Genomic DNA, 20,083 nt, shown 5'->3' on the forward strand with positions numbered 1-20,083 from the left:
CTCCTTGGATCAGGCAGGGATCTGGTTGAAGGGGACGCCCTTGTCGGGGCGATGGTCCTGGGGAAGGCCGAGAATCTTCTCGGCGATGGTGTTGAGCAGCATCTCGTCGGCGCCGCCCGCGATGCGGCCGGTCGGGGCATTGATCCAGCTCGCGGTCCAGTTTTCCTTCGGAGCGGCATGGTCGTCGAAGGCGAATCCGCCCGAGCCCTGGAGATCGATCGCGAGCTCGGACAATTTCTGGCGCGAGCGCACCGACACGAGCTTGTTGAGCGAGCCCTCGGGGCCGGGGGTCATTCCGGCCTGCATCATCGCCATCGCACGCGCGGTGATCGCATCGAGCCCGCTGCGCATCGCATAGTTGCGCGCAATCTGCTGCCGGATGCGGCCGTCCTCGATCGCAGGCCTGCCGTTGATCTCGATGGCTTTTGCAAGCGCGACGAAGAGGTCGAGATGCGGACCGAAGCCCCCGCTGTCGGTCGCGACATAGCGTTCGATCATCAGCGTCGCCATCGCGACGGCAAAGCCGCCGCCGACCGGCGACATGCGATGGTCGTCGCCGATCTTCACCTCGTCGAAGAACACCTCGTTGACGTGGCTGTCGCCGCCGGCAAGCTTGATCGGGCGCACGGTGACGCCGGGCGCCTTCATGTCGACCCAGAAATAAGTCAGGCCCTTGTGCTTGGGCACATTGGGGTCGGTGCGCGCGACGATGACGCCATAGTCGCTATATTGGGCCCAGCTCGTCCAGACCTTCTGCCCGTTGAGTTTCCAGCCGTTGCCGTCGGGTTCCGCCTTGGTGCGCAGCCCCGCGAGATCGGAGCCGCCCGCGGGCTCGGAAAAGAGCTGGCACCAGATTTCCTCGCCCTTCAGGGCCTTGAGTACGCGCTCTTTCACAAACGCCTTGTCTTCGCCGAACTGCATCAGGATCGGCACCGGCATGCCGAGCGAGATGCCGAAATAGTGGCTCGGAAAGCCATGCTTCATTTCTTCGCTGTCGAAGGTCACCTTCTCGAGATGGCCGAGCCCCTGGCCGCCAAATTCGACGGGCCAGTTGATCCCGGCAAAGCCCGCTTCATATTTGGCCTTCTGATACCGGCGGGCGCATGCGAGATCGTCGGCCTCGGAAAGGCCGCGCCGCGCGTCGCGGCCGAATTCGGGCGCCATCGTTTCGAGCCAGGCTGCCGCCCTGGCGCGATAGGCTTCGAGGTCGCTCATGCCTTTTCTCCCGTCAGGCCATCGACAACTATGTCTTCCCAGAACAGGCTGTTGCCCTGTTCGATCGCAAGGCTGCGCGCGCGGCGCATATGGAGGTGCAGGCCGATTTCCCAGGTCACGCCTATGCCGCCATGGATCTGGATGCAGTCGCGCGCCGCGGTGTCATAGGCCTCGGTCGCCGACAGCCGCGCCGCCGCCGCGGCGGTGATGAAATCGTCTTCGCCCTCGCGCGAGGCGGCATGAATGCAGTTGGCACGCGCCAGTTCGACGAGGCCGTAGAGTTCGGCGATGCGGTGCTTGACCGACTGGAAGGCGCCGATCACCTGCCCGAATGCGCGCCGCGTGATCGCATAGTCGCGTGCGACTTCCATCAGCGCCTCGGCGCCGCCGGTCTGTTCGTGCGCGGTGATCACCGCCTGGAGCGCGAGGACGTGGAGCGCGGCATCGCGCGCCGAACCGGCGACGGCCAGGGCTTCGGCGGGCGTGTCCTCGAAGTGGAGATCGGCGATGCAGCGGCTGTTGTCGAAGCCCTGCACGATGCCGCGCCCGACATTGGCGAGTTCGGCGACGACCAGTACCGGTCCATCGGCCCCCTCCGCATAGACCAAGGCGATATCGGCGATCGAGCCCGCAGTTACGCCGCCGATGCGGCCGTCGAGACGATCGGCGTCGAAGCCGATGTCCGGCCGCGCGGGCAACGCGTTCGCGCCCGATGCGAAAGCGATCGCGCCGATGGTCTCGCCGCTCGCAAGGCCGGGCAGCCAGCGCGCTTTCTGCGCATCGCTCCCGAAAAGTTCGATCGCCTTGGCGGCGCCGAAGCCCGAGGTCAGGAAAGGGGCGCCGCTGAGCGTGCGGCCGGCCTGGTGCGCGACCAGCCCCAGCTCGACCAGGCCGAGCCCCAGCCCGCCGTGATCCTCGGGCAGGGCCAGCGCGGTCCAGCCCTGTTCCTTTGCCATGCTCCAGAAACCTTCATGATAGGTGCCGGTCGTCTCGAGCAGCGGCAGAAGCGCGTCCTTGTCGATCCGCGCTTCGAGGACCCGGCGCGTTTCGGTCGCGATCGCCTGCTGGCCCTCATCATACAATATCGACATATCTGCCAGTTTCCTCACCTGATCCTGTGGCCGTCCGCGTTTCTGCCGTCAGCGGACCGTATATTTCTTGGCCTTGTCGGCCATCAGCGCGGCCCGGTTGACCTGCGGAACGCCGACGGGGTTGCCGATCTGGCAATATTTGAGGCCCTGGCTGAGCGCGACGCTCCGTGGCAGATCGAGCGATTCCCAGATCGCCTTCACCGATCCCGCGGTCGCCGCCGGCGGCTTTGCCGCGATGGCGGTGGCGAGTTCGTTCGCCCGCGGCCAGAGCTCGTCGAGGGTCGTGATCTCGCTGACAAGGCCGATGCGCAGCGCGGTGCCCGCACCGATCCGTTCGTCGTTTCCGAGCAGCACCATGCGCAGCACATCGTGCAGTGGCATATGATAGGTCATGCCGATCGGCTCGAGCGCGCTCGTCATCCCGTAGGTGACGTGCGGATCGAAGAAGGTCGCATCCTCCGAGCAGATGATGATGTCGGCCTCGTTGAGCCAGTAGAAGGCGCCGCCCGCGGCCATGCCATGAACTGCCGCGATGATCGGCTTCCAGCAATTCATCGACTTGGGGCCGAGCAAGGCGCCCGGGTCTTCGCAGTGCCAGATATTATCGAGATCGACGACGGTGCCGCCGGGCTTTTGCGATTCCTTGACGTCGACGCCGGTGCACCAGGCCTTGCCCGGCGCGGCGCGCAGCACGCAGCAATGCACGTCGTCGGTACGGGCGATCCACTTCCACAGATGTTCGAATTCGTCCATCATCTGCCTGGTGAAGCTGTTCATCGCCTCGGGCCGGTTGAGGGTGATTGTCGCGATATGATCGGCGACATCGACCAGGATGGTTTCATATTGCATGGATGGCATATCCTCCCGGGGTCGTTCTCATGGTTGACCTAGTTATACAACTCGCTATGACACAGACCACAACAAGAGGGCAAGGCCTGCGATGAATTTCGACCTCAGCGATGAACAGAAAATGCTCGGCGAGCAAGCCCGGGCCCTGCTCGGCGACCTGTCGCCGTTCGACCGGCTGCGCGGCCTGATCGATTCGGGCGCCGAATGGGACGAACCCTTATGGCGGGCGCTTGCCGAAATGGGCTTTCTCGGCGTCACGATCCCCGAGGAATATGGCGGCCTGGCGCTCGGCGCGCTCGATCTCGGCGTGATCATGGAAGCGCTGGGCGGTGCCAATGCCGCCGTGCCGTTCATGAGCTCGATCGTCCTGGCCGCCGAGGCAATCCGTCTCGCGGGGAGCGAGGCGCAAAAGGCGGCGTGGCTGCCGAAGCTCGCCTCGGGCGAGGCGATCGGCACCTTCGCCTATGCCGAGGGTCCGGGACCGGTCTTTGCAACGGGCGCCGCGCTGCAAGGCGACAGGCTCAACGGCAGCAAGGGGCCCGTGGCCGACGCGGGCGTCGCGCATGTAGCCGTCATCCTCGTCGCAGGGGGCGGTTTTGCGATCGTCGATCTTGACCAGCCGGGGGTCACCCGCACCCGTCTCGACAGTTTCGACCAGCTGCGCCCGCATTACCGGATCGATTTTGCCGACGCGGCCGCCGAGGCGTTGCCGGGCGTCGGCAAGCTCGATCGCCTGATCGACGGGGCGGCGGTACAGGCTGCGTTCGAGGCCGTGGGCGCTGCCGATGCCTGTCTTCACATGGCGCGCGACTATGCGATGGAGCGGCAGATTTTCGGTCGGCTGCTCGGCGGCTATCAAGCCATCAAGCACAAACTCGCCGATGTGGCGGTTGCGACCGAACTGGCGCGATCCAATGCCTATTATGGCGGCTGGGCCGTCGAAGCCTCGTCGGACGATCTGCCGGCCGCGGCGGCGGCGGCCCGGCTTTCGGGGATCAAATGCTTCGAGATGGCGGCGCGCGAGAATCTCCAGATTCACGGCGGCATCGGCTATACGTTCGAGGCGAATTGTCATTTCTATTACCGGCGCGAGCGCATGCTCGCTGTGCATCTCGGCAACCGGGGCTTCTGGGCCGACCGGCTGCTGACCGCGCAGCCCGGCAGCCAGACGAAAGCGGCATAAGATGGACTTCAACGACAATGCGCAAGAAGCCGCCTTTCGCGCCGAAGCACGCGACTGGCTGGCAGCCCATGCTCCCGCGCACGAACTGGTGCCGGGCGAGAAGATGCCCGACACCGAAGAGGCCGACCGCGGCCGTGCCTGGATGCGCGAGCTTTATGCGGGAGTCTGGTCGGGCCTTACCTTTCCCAAAGCGCTCGGCGGCCGCGGCCTCTCGGGCGGCGAGGCCGTCATCTTTTCCGAAGAAGAGGGGAAATATCACCTCCCGAAGGGACCTTTCACGTCGATCGGTACCGGAATGGCGCTTCCTGTCATCGCGCGCCACGGCAATGATGCGCAGAAGGCGCGCTTCATCGAAGCGACGCTGAAGGGCGACCTGACCTGGTGCCAGCTTTTCTCCGAGCCGGCGGCCGGGTCGGATCTTGCTGCGCTGCGCACCAAGGCGGTTCGCGCCGACGACGGGTCGGGCGACTGGATCGTCAACGGCCAGAAAGTCTGGTCGAGCTGGGCGCATCTGAGCGACTGGGGCATTCTCGTCGTTCGTACCGATCCCACCGTACCCAAGCATAAGGGGCTGACCTTCTTCGTCGTCGATATGAGGACGCCGGGTATCGAGACCCGCCCGATCCGCCAGATTTCGGGAGCGAGCGAGTTCAACGAGACCTTCCTCACCGACGTCCGCATTCCCGACGCCAACCGGATCGGGGCCGAGGGCGAGGGCTGGGCATGCTGCATGACCGTGCTGATGGGCGAGCGGCTCGGGTCGGGCGCACACCGAAGCGGGGTCGAACCCTTGCTCGATTATGCGGCGGCGACCCCTGACGGGCATGGCGGGACGATGCTCGACGACCGGGCCATCCGCCAGCAACTCGCCGAGGCGCTGGCGGAGGAGCAGGGCGAACGCTTCTTTCAGGCGCGGCTGCGTACGATGGTGTCGAAAGGCGAAGATCCCGGCGCGCTCGCCGGCATGGTCAAGCTCGCTTATGCGGGCCGCTACCAGAAAACCAACGGCCTCGCGCTCGAACTGCGCGGGCTTGCGGGAATCGCACCCGATGCGGGCGACACGGCGACGGGCGATGTTCAATATGATTATATCTACTCGACCGTGATGCGCATCGCCGGCGGCGCCGACGAGGTGCTCCGCAACCAGATCGCCGAGCGCGTGCTCGGCATGCCGGGCGAAGTGCGGATGGACAAGGACGTGCCCTTCGAGGCGCTGAAGGGCTGAAACAGACGCGTTGCGGATGGCATTGGCGACGGGGAGGAATGGGAGCTAGAACGGGCGGCGTTGCCGGACAGGGGAGATCATGGCCGCTCGCGCTCTTGCCGTGGAGAACCAGCACTGGATTCCCAGGTTTCTTCTGCGGAATTTCGCCGACCTCGACGGACGCGTCTTTCGCTTAGGCGTCGAAGACGACATCGTCACGAAACCGCCGCCAAAATTCGCGGCCGCGCGCCCCAACTTCAACCTGCTGCTCAGCGGCGGTGCGCCGGTCTCCTTCGAAGCGCGATTCCAGACGATCGAGACCGCCGCGGCGCCCCCCATCAAGGATGTGTTGGCGGCGCGAAGCCTTGCGACGCTCTCGGAGAAGCAGCGGCACGCGATTGCGGCTTTTATCGCAGCGCAGAGCTTTCGAACCGAAGCCTATCGAAAAGGTCTCGACGCGGCGGATCGCCGGACGGATCCGGGCGAAACGTGGGAAAGGCTCTGGGACAGCCTGCCATTTCTCGCCGCCATGGTAGGGCGCAGGCACTGGGCGTTGATGGAGACCGAGCCCGAGAATCTCTTCTATCTTGGCGACAGTCCCGTCGTGCTTCAGTCCACCGAGCGTCCGGGCGATGCGATGGAACTCGGTTTGGACCTTCCGGGGGTGGAAGCCTTTCTGCCACTGTCACCCACGCTGGCTCTTTACCTCCCGTGCCCCGCCACCTGCGACGAGATCATCGACGGCTATCATAGCGCTCTGTGGATGTCGGCCTGGCCGCTCGGACGAGCGAAGCTTCGATCGGCGGGAAGGCAGGATGCCATCCGTCTCGCCGAACGGGCGATCGCGACATCGGGTTCGCTCTACCGGTCGCTTGCCCAGGGCGTCCCGTTCGCGGCCGATCCCGAAAATGTCGAAAATCTGAATTATCTGCAATGCGCCTGGTCGTCGTCGGCCATTTATTCGCGCCAGCCCGACTTTTCCTTCGCCAGGCGAGTCTTCGGCGAGAATCCCGGATATCGGAAGGCGATGCCGGTCAGACTGGTGTCGCGCTTCGAATAGGCGCGTTGGACCATGGGGGCAGGCTCAGGCCGCGCGTCGCCGCTCCGCCGCAGCCTTGGCCAACGGATCTGCGAGATCCTTCTTCAAGATCTTGCCGTTCGGATTGAGCGGCATCTCGTCCATCACGACGAGCGTTCGCGGCACCTTGTTGTCCGCAAGATGCTCGCGGCAGAAGGCGATGATCTCGTCGGGCCCGGCGCTCTGGCCCGGGCGCAACGTTACCGCCGCGGCAATATCCTCGCCGAGCACCTCGTGCGGGACGCCGACGACCGCGGCCTGCTGTACCGCCGGATGGAGGTGCAGCGCGGTTTCGATCTCGAGCGGGGTGATATTATAGCCGCCACGAATGATCAGTTCCTTCGACCGGCCGGCGAGGATCAGGTCGCCGTCGGCATCGACGAAGCCGAGGTCGCCGGTCTTGGTCCAGCCGCCCTCGAAGCTGGCGGCTGTGGCTTCGGCGTCATTCCAGTAGCGGCGCGGATGCTTCTGCCAGCCATAGATTTCGCCGACCGTTCCGGCTTGGGTGATAATCGTTCCGGCCTCATCGCGAATCTGCATATGCGCGGGCAATTTGCCCACGCAGCCGGGCTTCAGCACCTGCTCCTGGCTGGTCGTGCCGAGCCCGACGCCGCCCTCCGACATGCCATAGCTGTTGCGGATGCGCAGATGCGGCCAGAGCTGCGCGGCGCGCTTGACCGAGTCGTGGGGCAGCGGCGCGGTACCCGTCATCAGATATTTGACGCCGTCCATGTCATAGTCGGCGACGGCGGGATGATCGAGCACGAGCCGCAGCATCGACGGCACCAGATAGACGAGGTTCGGACGCTTCGCGCGCGTGAGCTCGAGGAACCCGAGGGGATCGAATTTCGGCTGGGTGATCGCGGTCGCGCCGCCGCGCGCGGGCAGCATCACGATCCCGAGATTGCCGCCCGACCCGGTGAGCGGCAGCGCGCTCAGCGTCGAACGCGACCGGTCCATGTTGGTGCCGGTGACGCCGGTCATCAGGTCGGGGTGCGAGACGACGACGCCCTTGATCTTGCCCGTCGTTCCCGATGTGCCGAGAATCTCGGCGTCGGCCTCGGCGTCGAGGCCGGCCTGGTCGGGCAGGGCGGCGATATCGCGCGGCATCGCATCGACCGTCCAGCAGCCGGCAAGCGCAAGATCCTTCACCAGGTCGGGCGCATCGGTCAGGCAGAAGCGCGGCTCGCACAGGGCCGCATAATCGGCAATTTCGTTGGGCGTCAGCCGGGTGTTGATCGGGCAGACGATGCCGCCGGCGCGAAAGACCGCAAATACCGCGATCGCCATTTCCACCGCATGGGCGTTGCTGATCGGCAGAAAGACACGGTCACCGGGAACCAGCCCCGCCGCGGCGAGGCCGCCGCCGATTTCGTCGGCTTCGCGGTCCCACTCGGCGAAGCTCATTTGCCGCCGCGTGTCGTCATGCGCGATCTCGCTGGCCTGATGCGTCGCGCGCATCTTCAATGCATCGCTGATGCGGCGGACTTCCATTACGGCTTTACCCCTTGCTTCACTCTGAGGGATGTATTACCTAGTTATATAACTGGTGACAAGGGAGATATGCCGTGACGAACGTAAAAAGCGATATCAAGGAAAGCGAAGAGTGGCAGAAGGCGGTTGCCTACGAGATTACCGACGCGGATATCGAACGGCAGCGCAAGCTTCTCGGCTACGACCAGGCAGCGAAGACGCGCGAATATATCCAGGTCGCGACGGAGGATAATATCCGCAACTTCGCGCACGGCATCGGCGACGACAATCCGCTCTACTGCGACCCGCATTATGCCAAGAAGACACGCTGGGGCAGCGTGATCGCGCCGGGCATGATGGCGGGCGTGATCAACCGTCCGATGCTTGGCGACCCCGTGCCCGACGAGATCAAGGCGCTGCGCAAGAGCCTTTTCAAGGGCATCCACGTCTTCGTCTCGGGTTCGCAATGGGATTTCTATCGTCCCATCTATCCGGGCGACACCATCTACAGCTTCAACGGCGATGAGACATGCGAGGTCAAGCAGTCCGAATTCGCCGGTCGCTCGGTCATCACCAACCGGCGCGACGTCAAGATCAACCAGCGCGGCGAAGTGGTCGCGGTTTATCGCATTCTTCGTGTCCTCACCGAGCGCAAGACGGCGGCCAAGAAGGGTAAATATTCGTCGATCGAGCCCGCGACCTACACCGACGAGGAAATGCAGGCGATCGAGGACATCTATGCCAAGGAGGCTGTTCAGGGCGGCGCGAAACGCTGGTTCGAAAGCGTCGAAAAGGGCGACTCGCTCGGCCTCCAGGCGAAAGGCCCGCTAACCGTCACCGACGTCATCTGCTTCCATTCGGGCGGCTATGGTTTCGTGCCCTATGCGCCCACCGCCAACCGTCTCGCGCACAAGAATCGCCAGCGCATTCCGGCCTTCTATGTGAAGAACGAGCATGGCATTCCCGACGTCGCGCAGCGGCTGCACTGGGATCCGTTGTGGGCGCAGGCGATCGGCAATCCGATGGCTTATGACTATGGGGTGATGCGCGAAAACTACCTGTGGCAATATCTCAGCGACTGGGCGGGCGACGATGCCGTCATCACCCATATTCACGACGAAATCCGCAAGTTCAACTATATGGGCGACGTCCAGCGCGTCACCGGGGAAGTGCTCGCGAAGCGTCAGGAAGGCAGCCAGAGCTATGTCGACGTCGCGGTGAAGTTCACCAACCAGCGCGACGAGGAATCGGTACGCGCCACCGCGACCATTGCGCTGCCGAGCAAGGATCGGCCGCTGCCGCTCTATCCGCAGGTGCCCGATGAACTGGCCGAGAAGGCGGTTCGCATGCTCGCGCGCCACCGCGAGCTCGGCGGGGATTGATTCCTCCTCCGGTCCCATCGACAAGATAGCGACAGGAGGGCTTGTCCATGTCCGAAATATTGATCGATGATGATGCGGGAGTCCGCATCATCACCCTCAACCGTCCCGACCGGCTCAACGCACTGACCGGGGCGATCATGGCGCCGCTCGCCGATGCCTGCGCCGACGCGGCGCGCGACGCGTCGGTGGGCTGCGTGATCGTTACCGGGGCAGGGCGGGGCTTCTGCGCCGGCGGCGACCTCAAGGAAGGCGGTGCCGACAAGGCTGTGGTGTCGCCGAATTCCGACAGCGGAAGCCGCACGGAACAGGGCTTTGCGCGGCTTCGCGCCTTCATGGAGACCTCGCGCCTGCTCCACGAAATGCCCAAGCCGACGATCGCAATGGTCAACGGCCCGGTTGCGGGTGCCGGCATCGGCATCGCGGGCGCGTGCGACTTGCGGTTTGCGGCGAAGAGCGCGAGCTTTCTGGCCGCGTTCGATCGCATCGGAGCGGGGGGCGATTTCGGGTCGACCTGGTTCTGGACCAAGATTCTCGGCACGGGCGTCGCGCGCGAGCTCTTCCTGCTCGGTGAGAAACTGTCGGGTGAAGAGGCGTTCGCGAAGGGCATTTATACGCGCCTTTTCGACGATGAGACGCTGCGCGAAGAAACGATCAAGGCGGCGCGCCGTCTCGCCGACGGTCCGCGCATGGGCTATCGCTATATGAAGGCCAATCTCAACAACGCCGAGGACTGGGCCTTTGAGGCGGCGCTCGACGCCGAGGCGCTCAACATGACGCTATCGACGAGCGCGACCGCGCTGATCTGGCGCGAGAAGAAAAAGCAGGCGGGCGGGAGCAATGACTGAACCTTTCGAGGTTCGCATTGACGTTGCCGATGCGCTGCCCGCCGCGATCACCGGCGACCAGCCGTTTCACATCGCTGCCTGGATATTTCTCCCCGACACTATCCCCGCAGTGCCGACTGTCGTGACATTGTTCAACGGCGGCACATATGACCGGCGCTATTTCCACTTCGACGTACCGGGCCGGCAAGACTATAGTCTTGCCGAATATCTGCGTGTCCGGGGGCATATTGTCATACTTCCCGACCATCTGGGAATCGGCGCCAGCGACCGCGCGCAGGACCAGATGCTGGCGACGCGCGAGATTGCCGCACTCGCACATCATACCGCGGTCGAGCGCATCCATGCGATGCTGCGCGACGGGACGCTCGTGGGCGGGTTCGCCTCGCTCCCTGCTTTCGTGAAAGTCGGCGGCGGTCATTCGATGGGCGGCTTCATGACGATCACGCAGCAGGCGGCGTATCGCACCTACGACCTCTGCCTCATCCTCGGCTACACCGCCGACGGCGTTCATCTGACCATCGACGGCAAGCTGATCCGGGCGCATCCAGGCGATCTCGATCCGGCGCAGCCCGATTATGCCAAGCGCGACAGGTCGAAACTGCGCGCGACATTCCACTGGGACGATGTTCCCGAGGATGTCATTGCGGCAGACGACGCCCTGCTGGTCGAGGTGCCCTATGTCCTCTCGACGCAGTCGATCATGACCGGGATCGTCAAGGCCGATGCCGCAAAGATCGACGTTCCGATCTACATCAACCTCGGCGAACGCGATGTCTCGCCGGACCCGCATGCCGAGCCGGGTTTCTACAGGTCATGCCGCGACATCACGCTGCACATTCTGTCTCGCTCGGGCCATTGCCAGAATTTCGCCGAAACGCGTCTCGAAATGTACGACCGCATCGACCGGTGGGTCGGCGATCAGGCGCGAAACCTGTGACCTGCGATCATATCCGGATCGACCGGGACGACCATGGCATCGCGTCGGTTACCGTTGCGCGTGCCGACATCGGCAATGCCTCGTCGCCAGAGATGCTCGGTGAAATCCGCGATGCCTTTGCGGCGCTGTCGGGCGACCGCGAGGTCCGCGCGATCCTTTTCGCTGCCGAGGGCAAGCATTTCTCGGTCGGCGCTGATTTCGCCTTTCTGGAAAAGCTGACCGGCATGGCGGCGAGTGAGATCAAGGATACCGTCTACGCCAATTTCCAGGGAGCGGCGCGCGCCATCTACCGCTGCCCCAAGCCGACGCTCGCGCTGGTGCAGGGCGCGGCAGTGACCGTCGGCTGCGAGCTCGCACTGGCCTGCGACTTCCGCATCGCCGCCGACAATGCGATGTTCCAGGAAAGCTGGATCAAGCTCGGTATCATGCCGCCGCTCGGCGGCACCTTCCTGCTGCCGCGCATCGTCGGGCTCGGCCGCGCGATGGAGATGTGCCTGCGCGGGAAACAGGTCCGCGCCGAAGAGGCGCTGGCGATTGGGTTGGTGAGCGAAGTCGTCGCAAGGGGCGATCTTTCGGCGCGGGGCATGGAACTTGCGCGCGAACTCGCTGCGTCAGCGCCGCTTGGCTATACGACGGTCAAGCAGTCGATCCAGCGTGCGCTTGAAAGCAGCATGGAGGCCGAATGGCAGGCGAATCTGCCCAACCAGGCTTTGCTGCTCGGCAGCGAGGATCATCGCGAGGGGCTGGCGGCGGTTACCGAGAAGCGCGCGCCGGTTTTCCGCGGCGAATAGGCTCAGTCCGCGCCGCGTCCCGGCGCGACGAAGATCGTCTGGGTTCCCTTGGCATAGACGCCGTCGCTGTCGGCAAAGATGCTCTGCGCTACCGCATGGCCATTGCCCGCACCTTCGGTGTGCGCATCGAGCAGGAACCAGTCGCCGCGCGGCATGCGGAAGAACTGGATCGAAATGTCGAGATTGGCATAACTCCACTCCTGCGCGTGCGTCGCGCTGCCGACGCCATTGCCGAAATCGGCGAACAGGCACGCTTTGACGAAGGGTGATGCGGCGACGCCGCGCACGACCTCGCCGTCCATGCGCATCCAGGAGACGCCGCGTCCCGGTTCGCGGACGCGCCCCATGATCGGCCGCGTCCGGATCGCACCCGCCATGCTCGCCCCGACGAGGAAATTATCCTCGGTGACGTCCTCGGGCGCGGGATGCGGCTGCACGGCAGGAAAGGGGGGCGTATCGAGTGCCCGTGCGCGCAGCAAATGCGCCTGCGCGACCGGTTTCTCGTTCGCGAGCAGTTCGATCCGGTGAAGCTGTACCTGCCGTCCTTCGCGGACGGGAGCGATCCGCGGGATCAGCGGAATGCTGGGGACCACACCCAATATGTCGATCGTCAGGCGGCAGATTTCGAAATCCGGATCGAGGGCCGCCGTCTCGACGAGATGCCCGAAGAGCGCGGCGATCGGTCCGCCGGCGACGGCATTGGCGAACCAGGGATTCCGGGCGAGGCCCGATGGTGCGAAAGCCCCGCCATCATCGACGAAATAATGCGGTATCATATCGGATTTGCTGTTCATCATGCCCCCGTATCGATGGCGTCTATCATGCACAACATATTTGACGTAGTTATATAACTGAGGTATAGCCGGGGTCACGAACAAGGGAGAGCGAACGCATGGATCTGAGCTATGGCGAGGCCGCCGAAGCCTATCGCGCCGAGGTGCGCGCCTTTCTCGGCGCGCACTGGCCGCCCGCCGCCGATCTGCGCGGTGCCGATCTCAAGCAATTCATTCGCGCGTTCCGCCGTGCCGCGACCGACGCGGGTTATCTCTATCGCGCGATTCCGAAGCGCTTTGGCGGATCGGAGCAACCGGTCGACGTCATCAAGGCGCAGGTGATCCGCGAGGAATTCGCGCGCGCCCGCGCGCCGATGGAGGTCGGCGGCAACGGCATGAACATGACCGTGCCGACCTTGCTCGAAAAGGGCACCGACGAACAGAAGGAGCTGTTCATCCGCAAGACGGTCGAGGGAGAATATATCTGGGGGCAGGGGTATTCCGAGCCCGGATCGGGATCCGATCTCGCCAGCGTCCGCACCAAAGGGGAATTGTCCGCCGACGGCAGCAGGTGGATCATCAACGGCCAGAAGATCTGGACCTCGCAGGGCATGCAGTCGACGCATATGTTCATGCTCGTGCGGACCGAGCCCGATGCGCCGAAGCATGACGGCATCACCTATCTGCTGATCGACCTCGATCAGCCCGGCATCACCCGGCGGCCGATCCGCCAGATGACCGGCGAGGAGGGCGATCACACTTTTTGCGAATTCTTCTTCGACAATGCCGAAGCGCCGGTGAGCTGGCAGGTCGGCGAGCGCGGGCAGGGCTGGTATGTCAGCCGCACGACGCTGAAGCATGAACGCGCGAGCATCGGCAGCGCCGATGGTCTCGGCAAGCAATTTTCCAAGCTCGTCGAGTTGGCGAAAGAGGTCGGCCGGATCGACGATCCGCTCGTGCGCGACAAGCTCGCGCAGATCGAGGGTTTCGTCCTTTCGCACCGCTACACGAGCTTCCGGCTGTTCAGTTGCGCGGCGGCGGGCGAAGATCCGGGGCCGGTGCAACTGATGATGAAGCTGCTTCTCACCGAGACGGGACACGAAATGGCGCTGCTCGCGCAGGAGCTGATCGGCGAGCATGGGTTCATCGAGCCCGCGGGGGCGGGCGGGCGCGGCGACCGCGGTCCGCGCGGTCCCGAAAAATGGCTCGACCAGATCATGGGCAGCCTCGGCAATTCGATCGCCGGCGGCGCGTCGAACATCCAGCGCAATATTATCGGCGAACGCGGCCTCGGCCTGCCGCGCGATCTCGCCATGAGCGGGGAGCGCTAGACCATGCATTTTCACCTGACCGAAGAACAGACGGCGATCCAGGACGCGGTGCGCGGGACGCTGGCCGACAGCTGGCCGATGGAGCGGATTCACGCTTTTGCCGATGACGATGCCGATTTCGACCGCGCGAGCTGGGATGCCCTGATGGCGCTCGGTCTTGGAAGCATCCTGCTCCCCGACAGCGGTATGGGCCTGCTCGATGCGGCGCTGGCATGCGAAGTCGCCGGCGAGGCGGCGGCGCCGGGGCCGTTGATCGGACAGTTGCTCGCGGTCGCCGCCGTTGCGCGCAGCGACAATGCGGCGGCGAAGGCTCATCTCAATGCACTGGCGAGCGGCGCGGCGGTCGCGACGCTGGTGCACGGCGGTAGCGGGTTCGTCCCTTGCGCGCGCTCCGCCGACTTCTTCCTGATCGTCGATCGCGATGCCGGCGTGCGGCTCGCCGCCGCGAGCGACGCGACGATCGAGCCGCTCAAGGCGTCCGACCGGACACGCCCGGTGTCGAAAGTCGCGATCGGCGCCGGAACGGGGGAGACGCTCTTTGCCGCCACCGACCCGATGACCCCCCGGCTCGCCGATGCCGCGCTCGTTCTTCTCGCAGCCGATGCGCTCGGCGGCGGCCAGAAGGTGACCGATATGAGCGTCGCTTACGCGAAGGAGCGCGAGCAGTTCGGTCAGCCGATCGGCCGCTTTCAGGGGCTCAAGCATCAGCTTGCGCATATGGCGCTCGACATCGAGCCCGCGCGTGCGCTCGTCTGGTATGCCGCCTATGCGTGGGACGCCGGGCTCGCCGATGCGCCGCGCGCGGCGGCGATGGCGAAGGCGCATCTGTGCGACGCCTATGTTCGCGCGGTACGCGCAGCTGTCGCGGCGCATGGCGGGATCGGCTATACATGGGAATATGGGCTTAATTACTGGTTCCGCCGCGCGATCTTCGATCGCGCCTGGCTGGGCAGCCCTGCCTTCCATCGCGCCCGCGCCGCCGAACTGGCCGGGTGGTAACCACCGCCTTTGCGGCTTCGCTTCCTGTCCGGACCGACCCGGCCGGACCGGGCGGCCAATCGACCAGGGAGAGCAGGACATGACCGACGATCTCGCGTTCAGGCCCGAGGATGACCGCTATCACCGGCTGTCGGACGATCCTTATGAGACCGAGACCAACTGGTGGTCGTTCAGCATTCCTGAACGCAAGATCGGTTGCTGGATCCATGCGCCCTATTATCCGAACCGCAAGAGCGTCACCTGGCGTATCTTCGCGTGGGACGATGAGGGCTATGACCCGGCGCGCATGGCCTATTACCGCAAGGTCGAGGAAGCACCGATGCCCGATGCGCCCGACCTTGCCGATATCGTCTTTCCCGGCGATGCGGCAGGCGCCGGCTATGCGCTGAAGATGCTCGAGCCGGGGATGAAATATCATCTGCAATATGACGATCCGGCACGCGGCTTCGCGCTCGATTTTACGCATAGCGGATTGCATCCGCCGCATCGTTTCCCGCCCGGCAAGCCGCCTTTCATGGCCACCCCGCACTATGACCAGCTCGGTCATGTCGAAGGCTGGATGACGCTGCGCGGCGAGCGCATTCGGATCGACGGCATCGGGGTGCGCGACCGGACCTGGGGGCCGCGCGGCGGCCCCTATGCGGCGAGCCCCAAAGTCTATGCCGATGACATGGCGCGGGTGAAATATCCAGGCGGGGCGCGCTGGCGCGAGATCGAGCGCGAGCGCGGGCGCGGGCGGATCCAGTATATTTTCGGCCATCGCCGCGACGGCACCGGCTTTCTGGGTTTCGTGCGCGTGGCGGAAGGCGATGCCGATGGCTGGGCACCGATGAACGCCGGCTGGATCCGGCGCGGCGGGCAGTTCGGCAGCCTCGACCCAGCGCGATCGCGGATGCGCTGTTTCCGCAGCCCGAAAACCGGCTGGGCGACGCATATGCAGGTCGAGCTCGTCGACGAGCAGGGCCGCGCCATGACGAGCGAGGGGTTTGCCGTGAGCACGATGAGCGAGGCCGGCTATGGGGTGAACCAGCTGATGCGCTGGGACATCGATGGCGGGATTGGCTGGGGCGAAGATCAGGACGTGTGGAATGCGGCGCATTTCGTGCGCATGCTCGACGCTCTCAAGGCAACGGCCTGACCGCCATGCTGTCGAACCTGTCGCTGCCCTTGATGTGCGCCCCGATGAGCTTCGCCTCGTCGGTGCCGCTTGCGGTCGCCTGCTGCGGTGCCGGCGTGATCGGCGGCTGGCAGGGCGGAACCGTGACGTCCCACGCCCAGTTCGTGGATTATCTCGAGGCCCTCGAAGACATCGGTGGCGCGCCTCCGATCGTCAACATGCCCGCGCGCTGGGGGGCCGACCCGAGGGCGGCGGATCGCATCGAACTGCTCGAGCGCTACCGGGTGCCGCTCGTGCTTTCGAGCCTTGGCGACCCCTCGGCGCTGGTCGAGCGCGTTCATGGCTGGGGCGGGCGGGTCGTCCACGATGTCACGACGATGAAACATGCCGAAAAGGCGATCGCGGCGGGCGCCGACGGCCTGATGCTGACCTGCGCGGGGGCGGGCGGTCACACGGGTTTCCTGACTCCGATGGCCTTTGTGCCGGCGGTGCGGCGGATGTTCGGCGGCCTGCTGATCGTCGCGGGCGGCATCGCCGATGCGCATGGCGTGGCGGCATCGCTTGCGCTGGGCGGCGATATCGCCTGCATGGGCACGCGCTTCATCGCGACCCCCGAAAGCGGGGTTGTCGAGGGGCACCGCGCGATGATATCCGCCGTCGGCGCCGACGATATCATGGTTTCGGCGGCAATGAATGGCGTGCCGGCGCACTGGATCCGCCAGTCGGTGGAACAGGCCGGTCTCGACCCGAAGACGCTGCCCGACGTGCGGTCGGACATGCCAGTCGGCGTGAAACCCTGGCGCGATATCTGGAGCGCGGGCCAAAGCGCGGGGCTGATCGACCGGGTCGAGCCGGTCGCCGGACTGGTGGCGCGATTGAAGACGGATTTTGAAGCCTTGCCGGCCGTGCCCGACTGGCGCACCCGTCTCGCCGCGATCGAAGCCGGCTGGGACTAGTCCATCGTCAGCACGATGCGGCCCGCGCTCCGGCCCGCGGCCGCATCCTCCATCGCAGCGCGAAAATCCTCGAGCCTGTAGCTGCGCGCGATCGCCGGTCGCAATTGGCCCCTGGCGGCCAGCGCGAACACGGTGTCGCGATTGGCTTCGCTCTTCTCGGGTTCGAAAATGCCGAACTGGCGTACGTCGACGCCGATCAGGCTTGCGCCCTTGAGCAGCGGCAGGTTCGTGCGCAGCGCCACGATACCGGCCGGAAAGCCGATCACCAGATGCCGCCCGTTCCATGCCAGCGAGCGGAATGCTGGGTCGGTCGCCTCGCCGCCGACCGGATCGAAGACGATATCGACGCCCTTGCCGCCGGTGGCCGCCCTCACCCGGTCGCGCCAGTCGGCGCCGCGCGCATCGATCAGGATGTCGGCACCGCCTGCAGCGGCCAGCGTGCGCTTGGCTTCGCTCGACGCTGATGCGATGACGCGCGCGCCGAGATGCTTGCCGATCTGGACGGCGGCATAGCCGGTCGCGCCGCCCGCCCCGAGAATGAGCAATGTCTCACCCGCCTGCAATCGGCCGCGGTCGACGAGGGCGTGCCACGCCGTCTGGTAGCTGACCGGAAACACCGAGGCTTCCTCGAACGAGAGCGCCGCGGGCATCGCGCGCACGGCACGGGCGGGAAGATTGACCGCGTCGGCAAATAGACCGCCCCAGCCGCTGCCGACGACATTGTCGCCCACGGCAAGGTCCTGGACCTCCGCGCCGACTGCCTCGACGATCCCGGCGCATTCGCTGCCGGGTATATAGGGAAGCGGCGGCTTGACCTGATAGCCGCCGGCCGCGGTCAGCACATCGACGAAACTGATCCCCGTGGCGCGGATGGCGATCCGGACCTGGGTCGGGGAGGGCGGCCCGGGATCATGTCCGACGAGCCGGTAGCCCTCGGGCGGGCCAAGCATGTCCGTCATCACGGCGCGGCACCCTGTTTCTCGTTCGGCGGTCATCGGACACCCCTTGTCATGCGATGATTAGAAGTATAACTAGGTTATATAGCTAATGGAAGAGGGACAGGCGGATGGCTTTCAAGACGCGGATTACCGAAATGCTGGGGATCGAGCATCCGATCGTCCAGGGCGGAATGCAGGCGGTGGGCACCGCCGCGATGGCGAGCGCGGTGTCGAACGCCGGTGGCCTTGGTATCATAACGGCGCTGACCCAGCCTACGCCGCAGGCGCTGCGCGAGGAAATCGAGAAATGCCGGTCGATGACCGACAAGCCGTTCGGCGTGAATCTCACCGTCTTTCCGACGATCAACTCGCCCGACTATAACGCCTATGCCGACGCCGTCGTCGAGAGCGGCGTCAAGATCATGGAGACCGCGGGAACCCCGGCCGTTCGCGAGATCTGGGCGCGCGTCAAGCCGCACGGCGTCACCATCCTTCATAAATGTACCGCCGTCCGTCATGCGCTTTCGGCCGAGAAGGCCGGATGCGACATCATCTCGATCGACGGATTCGAGTGCGCCGGCCATCCGGGCGAAGACGATATCCCGGGGTTGATCCTGATCCCCGCTGCCGCCGACAAGGTGAAGATCCCGATGCTCGCCTCGGGCGGCTTCGGCGATGGCCGCGGCCTGGTTGCCGCCTTGTCGCTCGGCGCCGACGGCATCAACATGGGTACACGCTTCTGCGCGACGAAGGAGGCGCCGGTGCACGACAATGTGAAGCAGGCCTATCTCGACAATGACGAGCGCGGCAGCTTCCTCATCTTCCGTAACTTCAAGAATACCGCGCGTGTGGGTAAGAGCGCGGTGAGCGAGGAAGTGGTGCGGCGCCTTGCCGAGCCCGGCGCGAAGTTCGCCGATGTCCAGGAGCTGGTCGCCGGAACCGCCGGGCGCGAACTGCTGCAGACGGGCGACCTCTCGAAAGGTGTTTTCTGGGCGGGGATGGTTCAGGGGCTGATCCACGACATTCCGACCTGTCAGGAGCTGATCGACCGCATCATCGGCGATGCCGAGACGATCGTGCGCGAGCGGCTCGCCGCGATGATGGCGGCCTGACGATGACGGCAAGCCATTTCGATCTGTCCGGGCGCGTCGTCCTCGTGACCGGGGCATCCTCGGGTCTCGGCGCGGGGTTCGCGCGGGCGCTGGCGGCCGCCGGAGCGAAGGTCGTGCTCGGCGCACGGCGGACGGACAAGCTCGCCGAACTGGTTGCGGAGATCGAAGGGGATGGCGGCGCGGCGGCCGCCGTGCCGCTCGACGTGACCGATGAAGCCTCGACGATCGCGGCCTTCGATGCGGCGGAAGCGGTCTTCGGTCCGGTCGACAGCGTCATAGCCAATGCCGGCGTCGGCGTCGAGAAGCTGGCGCTCGATCTCGATATGGCCGAAGTGGACGGCCTGATCGCCGCCAATCTGCGCGGTGTCTTCCTGACCGCGCGCGAAGGCGCGAGGCGGATGATGGCGGCGGGCAGTCGCGAGCGGGGGCAAGGCCGCATCGTCATCATCGGTTCGATCACCGCGGAAAAAATCTATCCCTATGCGTCGATCTACGGCGCGACCAAGGTCGCCGTGCGCCATCTCGGACGCAGCCTTGCGCGCGAGTGGGCGCGGCGCGGGATCAATGTGAATATCATCCAGCCGGGCTATTTCGCATCAGAAATGACAGGCGACATGTTCGACAGCGACGGTGGCAAGGCGCTGATCGCCTCTTTCCCGCGCCAGCGCATTCGGCCCGCGAGCGATCTTCACGCGCCGCTGCTCTTCCTGCTTTCGGACGCATCCCTTGGCGTGACCGGCAGCGTGTTCACGATCGACGACGGCCAGTCGCTCTGAGCCGCCGGGGCGGGGCAGGGCCGCCATTGTCGC

19 protein-coding genes are annotated in these 20,083 nt (G+C 65.3%); 13 read left to right on the forward strand and 6 right to left on the reverse strand.

Annotated elements, in window-relative coordinates; all coding sequences use genetic code 11:
* Positions 1-9 precede the first annotated feature (9 nt).
* From ATE59_RS05145 to ATE59_RS05155, 3 genes are read right to left on the reverse strand one after another with little or no spacing between them, the layout of a single operon-like run.
* The gene (locus ATE59_RS05145; protein ID WP_058811433.1) at positions 10-1,215 is read right to left on the reverse strand and encodes an acyl-CoA dehydrogenase family protein; all 1,206 of its coding nucleotides are present in this window, start codon (positions 1,213-1,215) and stop codon (positions 10-12) included.
* Positions 1,212-2,306: an acyl-CoA dehydrogenase family protein gene (locus ATE59_RS05150; RefSeq protein ID WP_058811434.1), complete on the reverse strand. Its 1,095-nt coding sequence runs from the start codon at positions 2,304-2,306 to the stop codon at positions 1,212-1,214. Before ATE59_RS05150 ends, ATE59_RS05145 begins: the two co-directional genes overlap by 4 nt.
* Positions 2,307-2,354: 48 nt before the next feature.
* Complete coding sequence (locus ATE59_RS05155; RefSeq protein WP_058811435.1) at positions 2,355-3,155, reverse strand: enoyl-CoA hydratase/isomerase family protein; 801 nt, start codon at positions 3,153-3,155, stop codon at positions 2,355-2,357.
* 91 nt (positions 3,156-3,246) lie between these two features.
* Between ATE59_RS05155 and ATE59_RS05160 the strand changes: the two genes are divergently transcribed.
* The 3 genes from ATE59_RS05160 to ATE59_RS05170 all read left to right on the forward strand — a co-directional run bounded on the left by ATE59_RS05160 (position 3,247) and on the right by ATE59_RS05170 (position 6,602).
* On the forward strand, positions 3,247-4,338 hold the full coding sequence (locus ATE59_RS05160) for an acyl-CoA dehydrogenase family protein (protein ID WP_058811436.1): 1,092 nt from the start codon (positions 3,247-3,249) through the stop codon (positions 4,336-4,338).
* A 1-nt stretch (position 4,339) separates the two neighbouring features.
* Positions 4,340-5,563 carry an acyl-CoA dehydrogenase family protein gene (locus ATE59_RS05165; RefSeq protein WP_058811437.1) on the forward strand — a complete coding sequence of 408 codons (1,224 nt, stop codon included), beginning with the start codon at positions 4,340-4,342 and terminating at the stop codon, positions 5,561-5,563.
* A gap of 79 nt (positions 5,564-5,642) precedes the next feature.
* The gene (locus ATE59_RS05170) at positions 5,643-6,602 is read left to right on the forward strand and encodes a DUF4238 domain-containing protein (RefSeq protein WP_082657304.1); all 960 of its coding nucleotides are present in this window, start codon (positions 5,643-5,645) and stop codon (positions 6,600-6,602) included.
* 24 nt (positions 6,603-6,626) lie between these two features.
* On the opposite strand, the gene ATE59_RS05175 is transcribed toward ATE59_RS05170, so the two are convergent.
* Positions 6,627-8,114: a class I adenylate-forming enzyme family protein gene (locus ATE59_RS05175; protein WP_058811439.1), complete on the reverse strand. Its 1,488-nt coding sequence runs from the start codon at positions 8,112-8,114 to the stop codon at positions 6,627-6,629.
* A gap of 74 nt (positions 8,115-8,188) precedes the next feature.
* Here ATE59_RS05175 and ATE59_RS05180 point away from each other — a divergent pair, with 74 nt between their 5' ends.
* The 4 genes from ATE59_RS05180 to ATE59_RS05195 are packed head-to-tail and all read left to right on the forward strand — an operon-like array spanning position 8,189 to position 12,048.
* On the forward strand, positions 8,189-9,475 hold the full coding sequence (locus ATE59_RS05180; protein ID WP_058811440.1) for an FAS1-like dehydratase domain-containing protein: 1,287 nt from the start codon (positions 8,189-8,191) through the stop codon (positions 9,473-9,475).
* Between the two features lie 47 nt (positions 9,476-9,522).
* Positions 9,523-10,320: an enoyl-CoA hydratase-related protein gene (locus tag ATE59_RS05185; RefSeq protein ID WP_058811441.1), complete on the forward strand. Its 798-nt coding sequence runs from the start codon at positions 9,523-9,525 to the stop codon at positions 10,318-10,320.
* Positions 10,313-11,257: an alpha/beta hydrolase gene (locus ATE59_RS18185; protein WP_058811442.1), complete on the forward strand. Its 945-nt coding sequence runs from the start codon at positions 10,313-10,315 to the stop codon at positions 11,255-11,257. Before ATE59_RS05185 ends, ATE59_RS18185 begins: the two co-directional genes overlap by 8 nt.
* Entirely contained in the window at positions 11,254-12,048 is a 795-nt protein-coding gene (locus ATE59_RS05195; protein WP_231737187.1) for an enoyl-CoA hydratase/isomerase family protein, read from the forward strand. Before ATE59_RS18185 ends, ATE59_RS05195 begins: the two co-directional genes overlap by 4 nt.
* A 2-nt stretch (positions 12,049-12,050) precedes the next feature.
* On the opposite strand, the gene ATE59_RS05200 is transcribed toward ATE59_RS05195, so the two are convergent.
* Complete coding sequence (locus ATE59_RS05200; RefSeq protein WP_058811444.1) at positions 12,051-12,845, reverse strand: thioesterase family protein; 795 nt, start codon at positions 12,843-12,845, stop codon at positions 12,051-12,053.
* A gap of 95 nt (positions 12,846-12,940) precedes the next feature.
* On the opposite strand from ATE59_RS05200, the gene ATE59_RS05205 reads away from it, so the two are divergent.
* The 4 genes from ATE59_RS05205 to ATE59_RS05220 all read left to right on the forward strand — a co-directional run bounded on the left by ATE59_RS05205 (position 12,941) and on the right by ATE59_RS05220 (position 17,224).
* On the forward strand, positions 12,941-14,152 hold the full coding sequence (locus tag ATE59_RS05205; protein ID WP_058811445.1) for an acyl-CoA dehydrogenase family protein: 1,212 nt from the start codon (positions 12,941-12,943) through the stop codon (positions 14,150-14,152).
* A gap of 3 nt (positions 14,153-14,155) precedes the next feature.
* Positions 14,156-15,151, forward strand: a complete 996-nt coding sequence (locus ATE59_RS05210) for an acyl-CoA dehydrogenase family protein (RefSeq protein ID WP_058811446.1) — start codon at positions 14,156-14,158, stop codon at positions 15,149-15,151.
* A gap of 79 nt (positions 15,152-15,230) precedes the next feature.
* Positions 15,231-16,289 carry a DUF7065 domain-containing protein gene (locus tag ATE59_RS05215; protein WP_058811447.1) on the forward strand — a complete coding sequence of 353 codons (1,059 nt, stop codon included), beginning with the start codon at positions 15,231-15,233 and terminating at the stop codon, positions 16,287-16,289.
* 5 nt (positions 16,290-16,294) lie between these two features.
* On the forward strand, positions 16,295-17,224 hold the full coding sequence (locus ATE59_RS05220) for an NAD(P)H-dependent flavin oxidoreductase (protein ID WP_058811448.1): 930 nt from the start codon (positions 16,295-16,297) through the stop codon (positions 17,222-17,224).
* Here ATE59_RS05220 and ATE59_RS05225 read toward each other — a convergent pair.
* Positions 17,221-18,219, reverse strand: a complete 999-nt coding sequence (locus ATE59_RS05225; protein WP_058811449.1) for an NADPH:quinone oxidoreductase family protein — start codon at positions 18,217-18,219, stop codon at positions 17,221-17,223. The two genes, ATE59_RS05220 and ATE59_RS05225, sit on opposite strands and share 4 nt — an antisense overlap.
* A 71-nt stretch (positions 18,220-18,290) precedes the next feature.
* Between ATE59_RS05225 and ATE59_RS05230 the strand changes: the two genes are divergently transcribed.
* Together ATE59_RS05230 and ATE59_RS05235 are read left to right on the forward strand one after the other, a co-directional pair.
* The gene (locus tag ATE59_RS05230) at positions 18,291-19,274 is read left to right on the forward strand and encodes an NAD(P)H-dependent flavin oxidoreductase (protein WP_058811450.1); all 984 of its coding nucleotides are present in this window, start codon (positions 18,291-18,293) and stop codon (positions 19,272-19,274) included.
* Positions 19,275-19,276: 2 nt separating this feature from the next.
* A complete protein-coding gene (locus tag ATE59_RS05235; protein ID WP_058811451.1) occupies positions 19,277-20,050 on the forward strand; it encodes an SDR family NAD(P)-dependent oxidoreductase in 774 nt (257 codons plus the stop codon).
* Positions 20,051-20,083: the final 33 nt, after the last annotated feature.

The organism is Sphingopyxis sp. A083, from assembly GCF_001468495.1.
Lineage (GTDB): Bacteria > Pseudomonadota > Alphaproteobacteria > Sphingomonadales > Sphingomonadaceae > Sphingopyxis > Sphingopyxis terrae.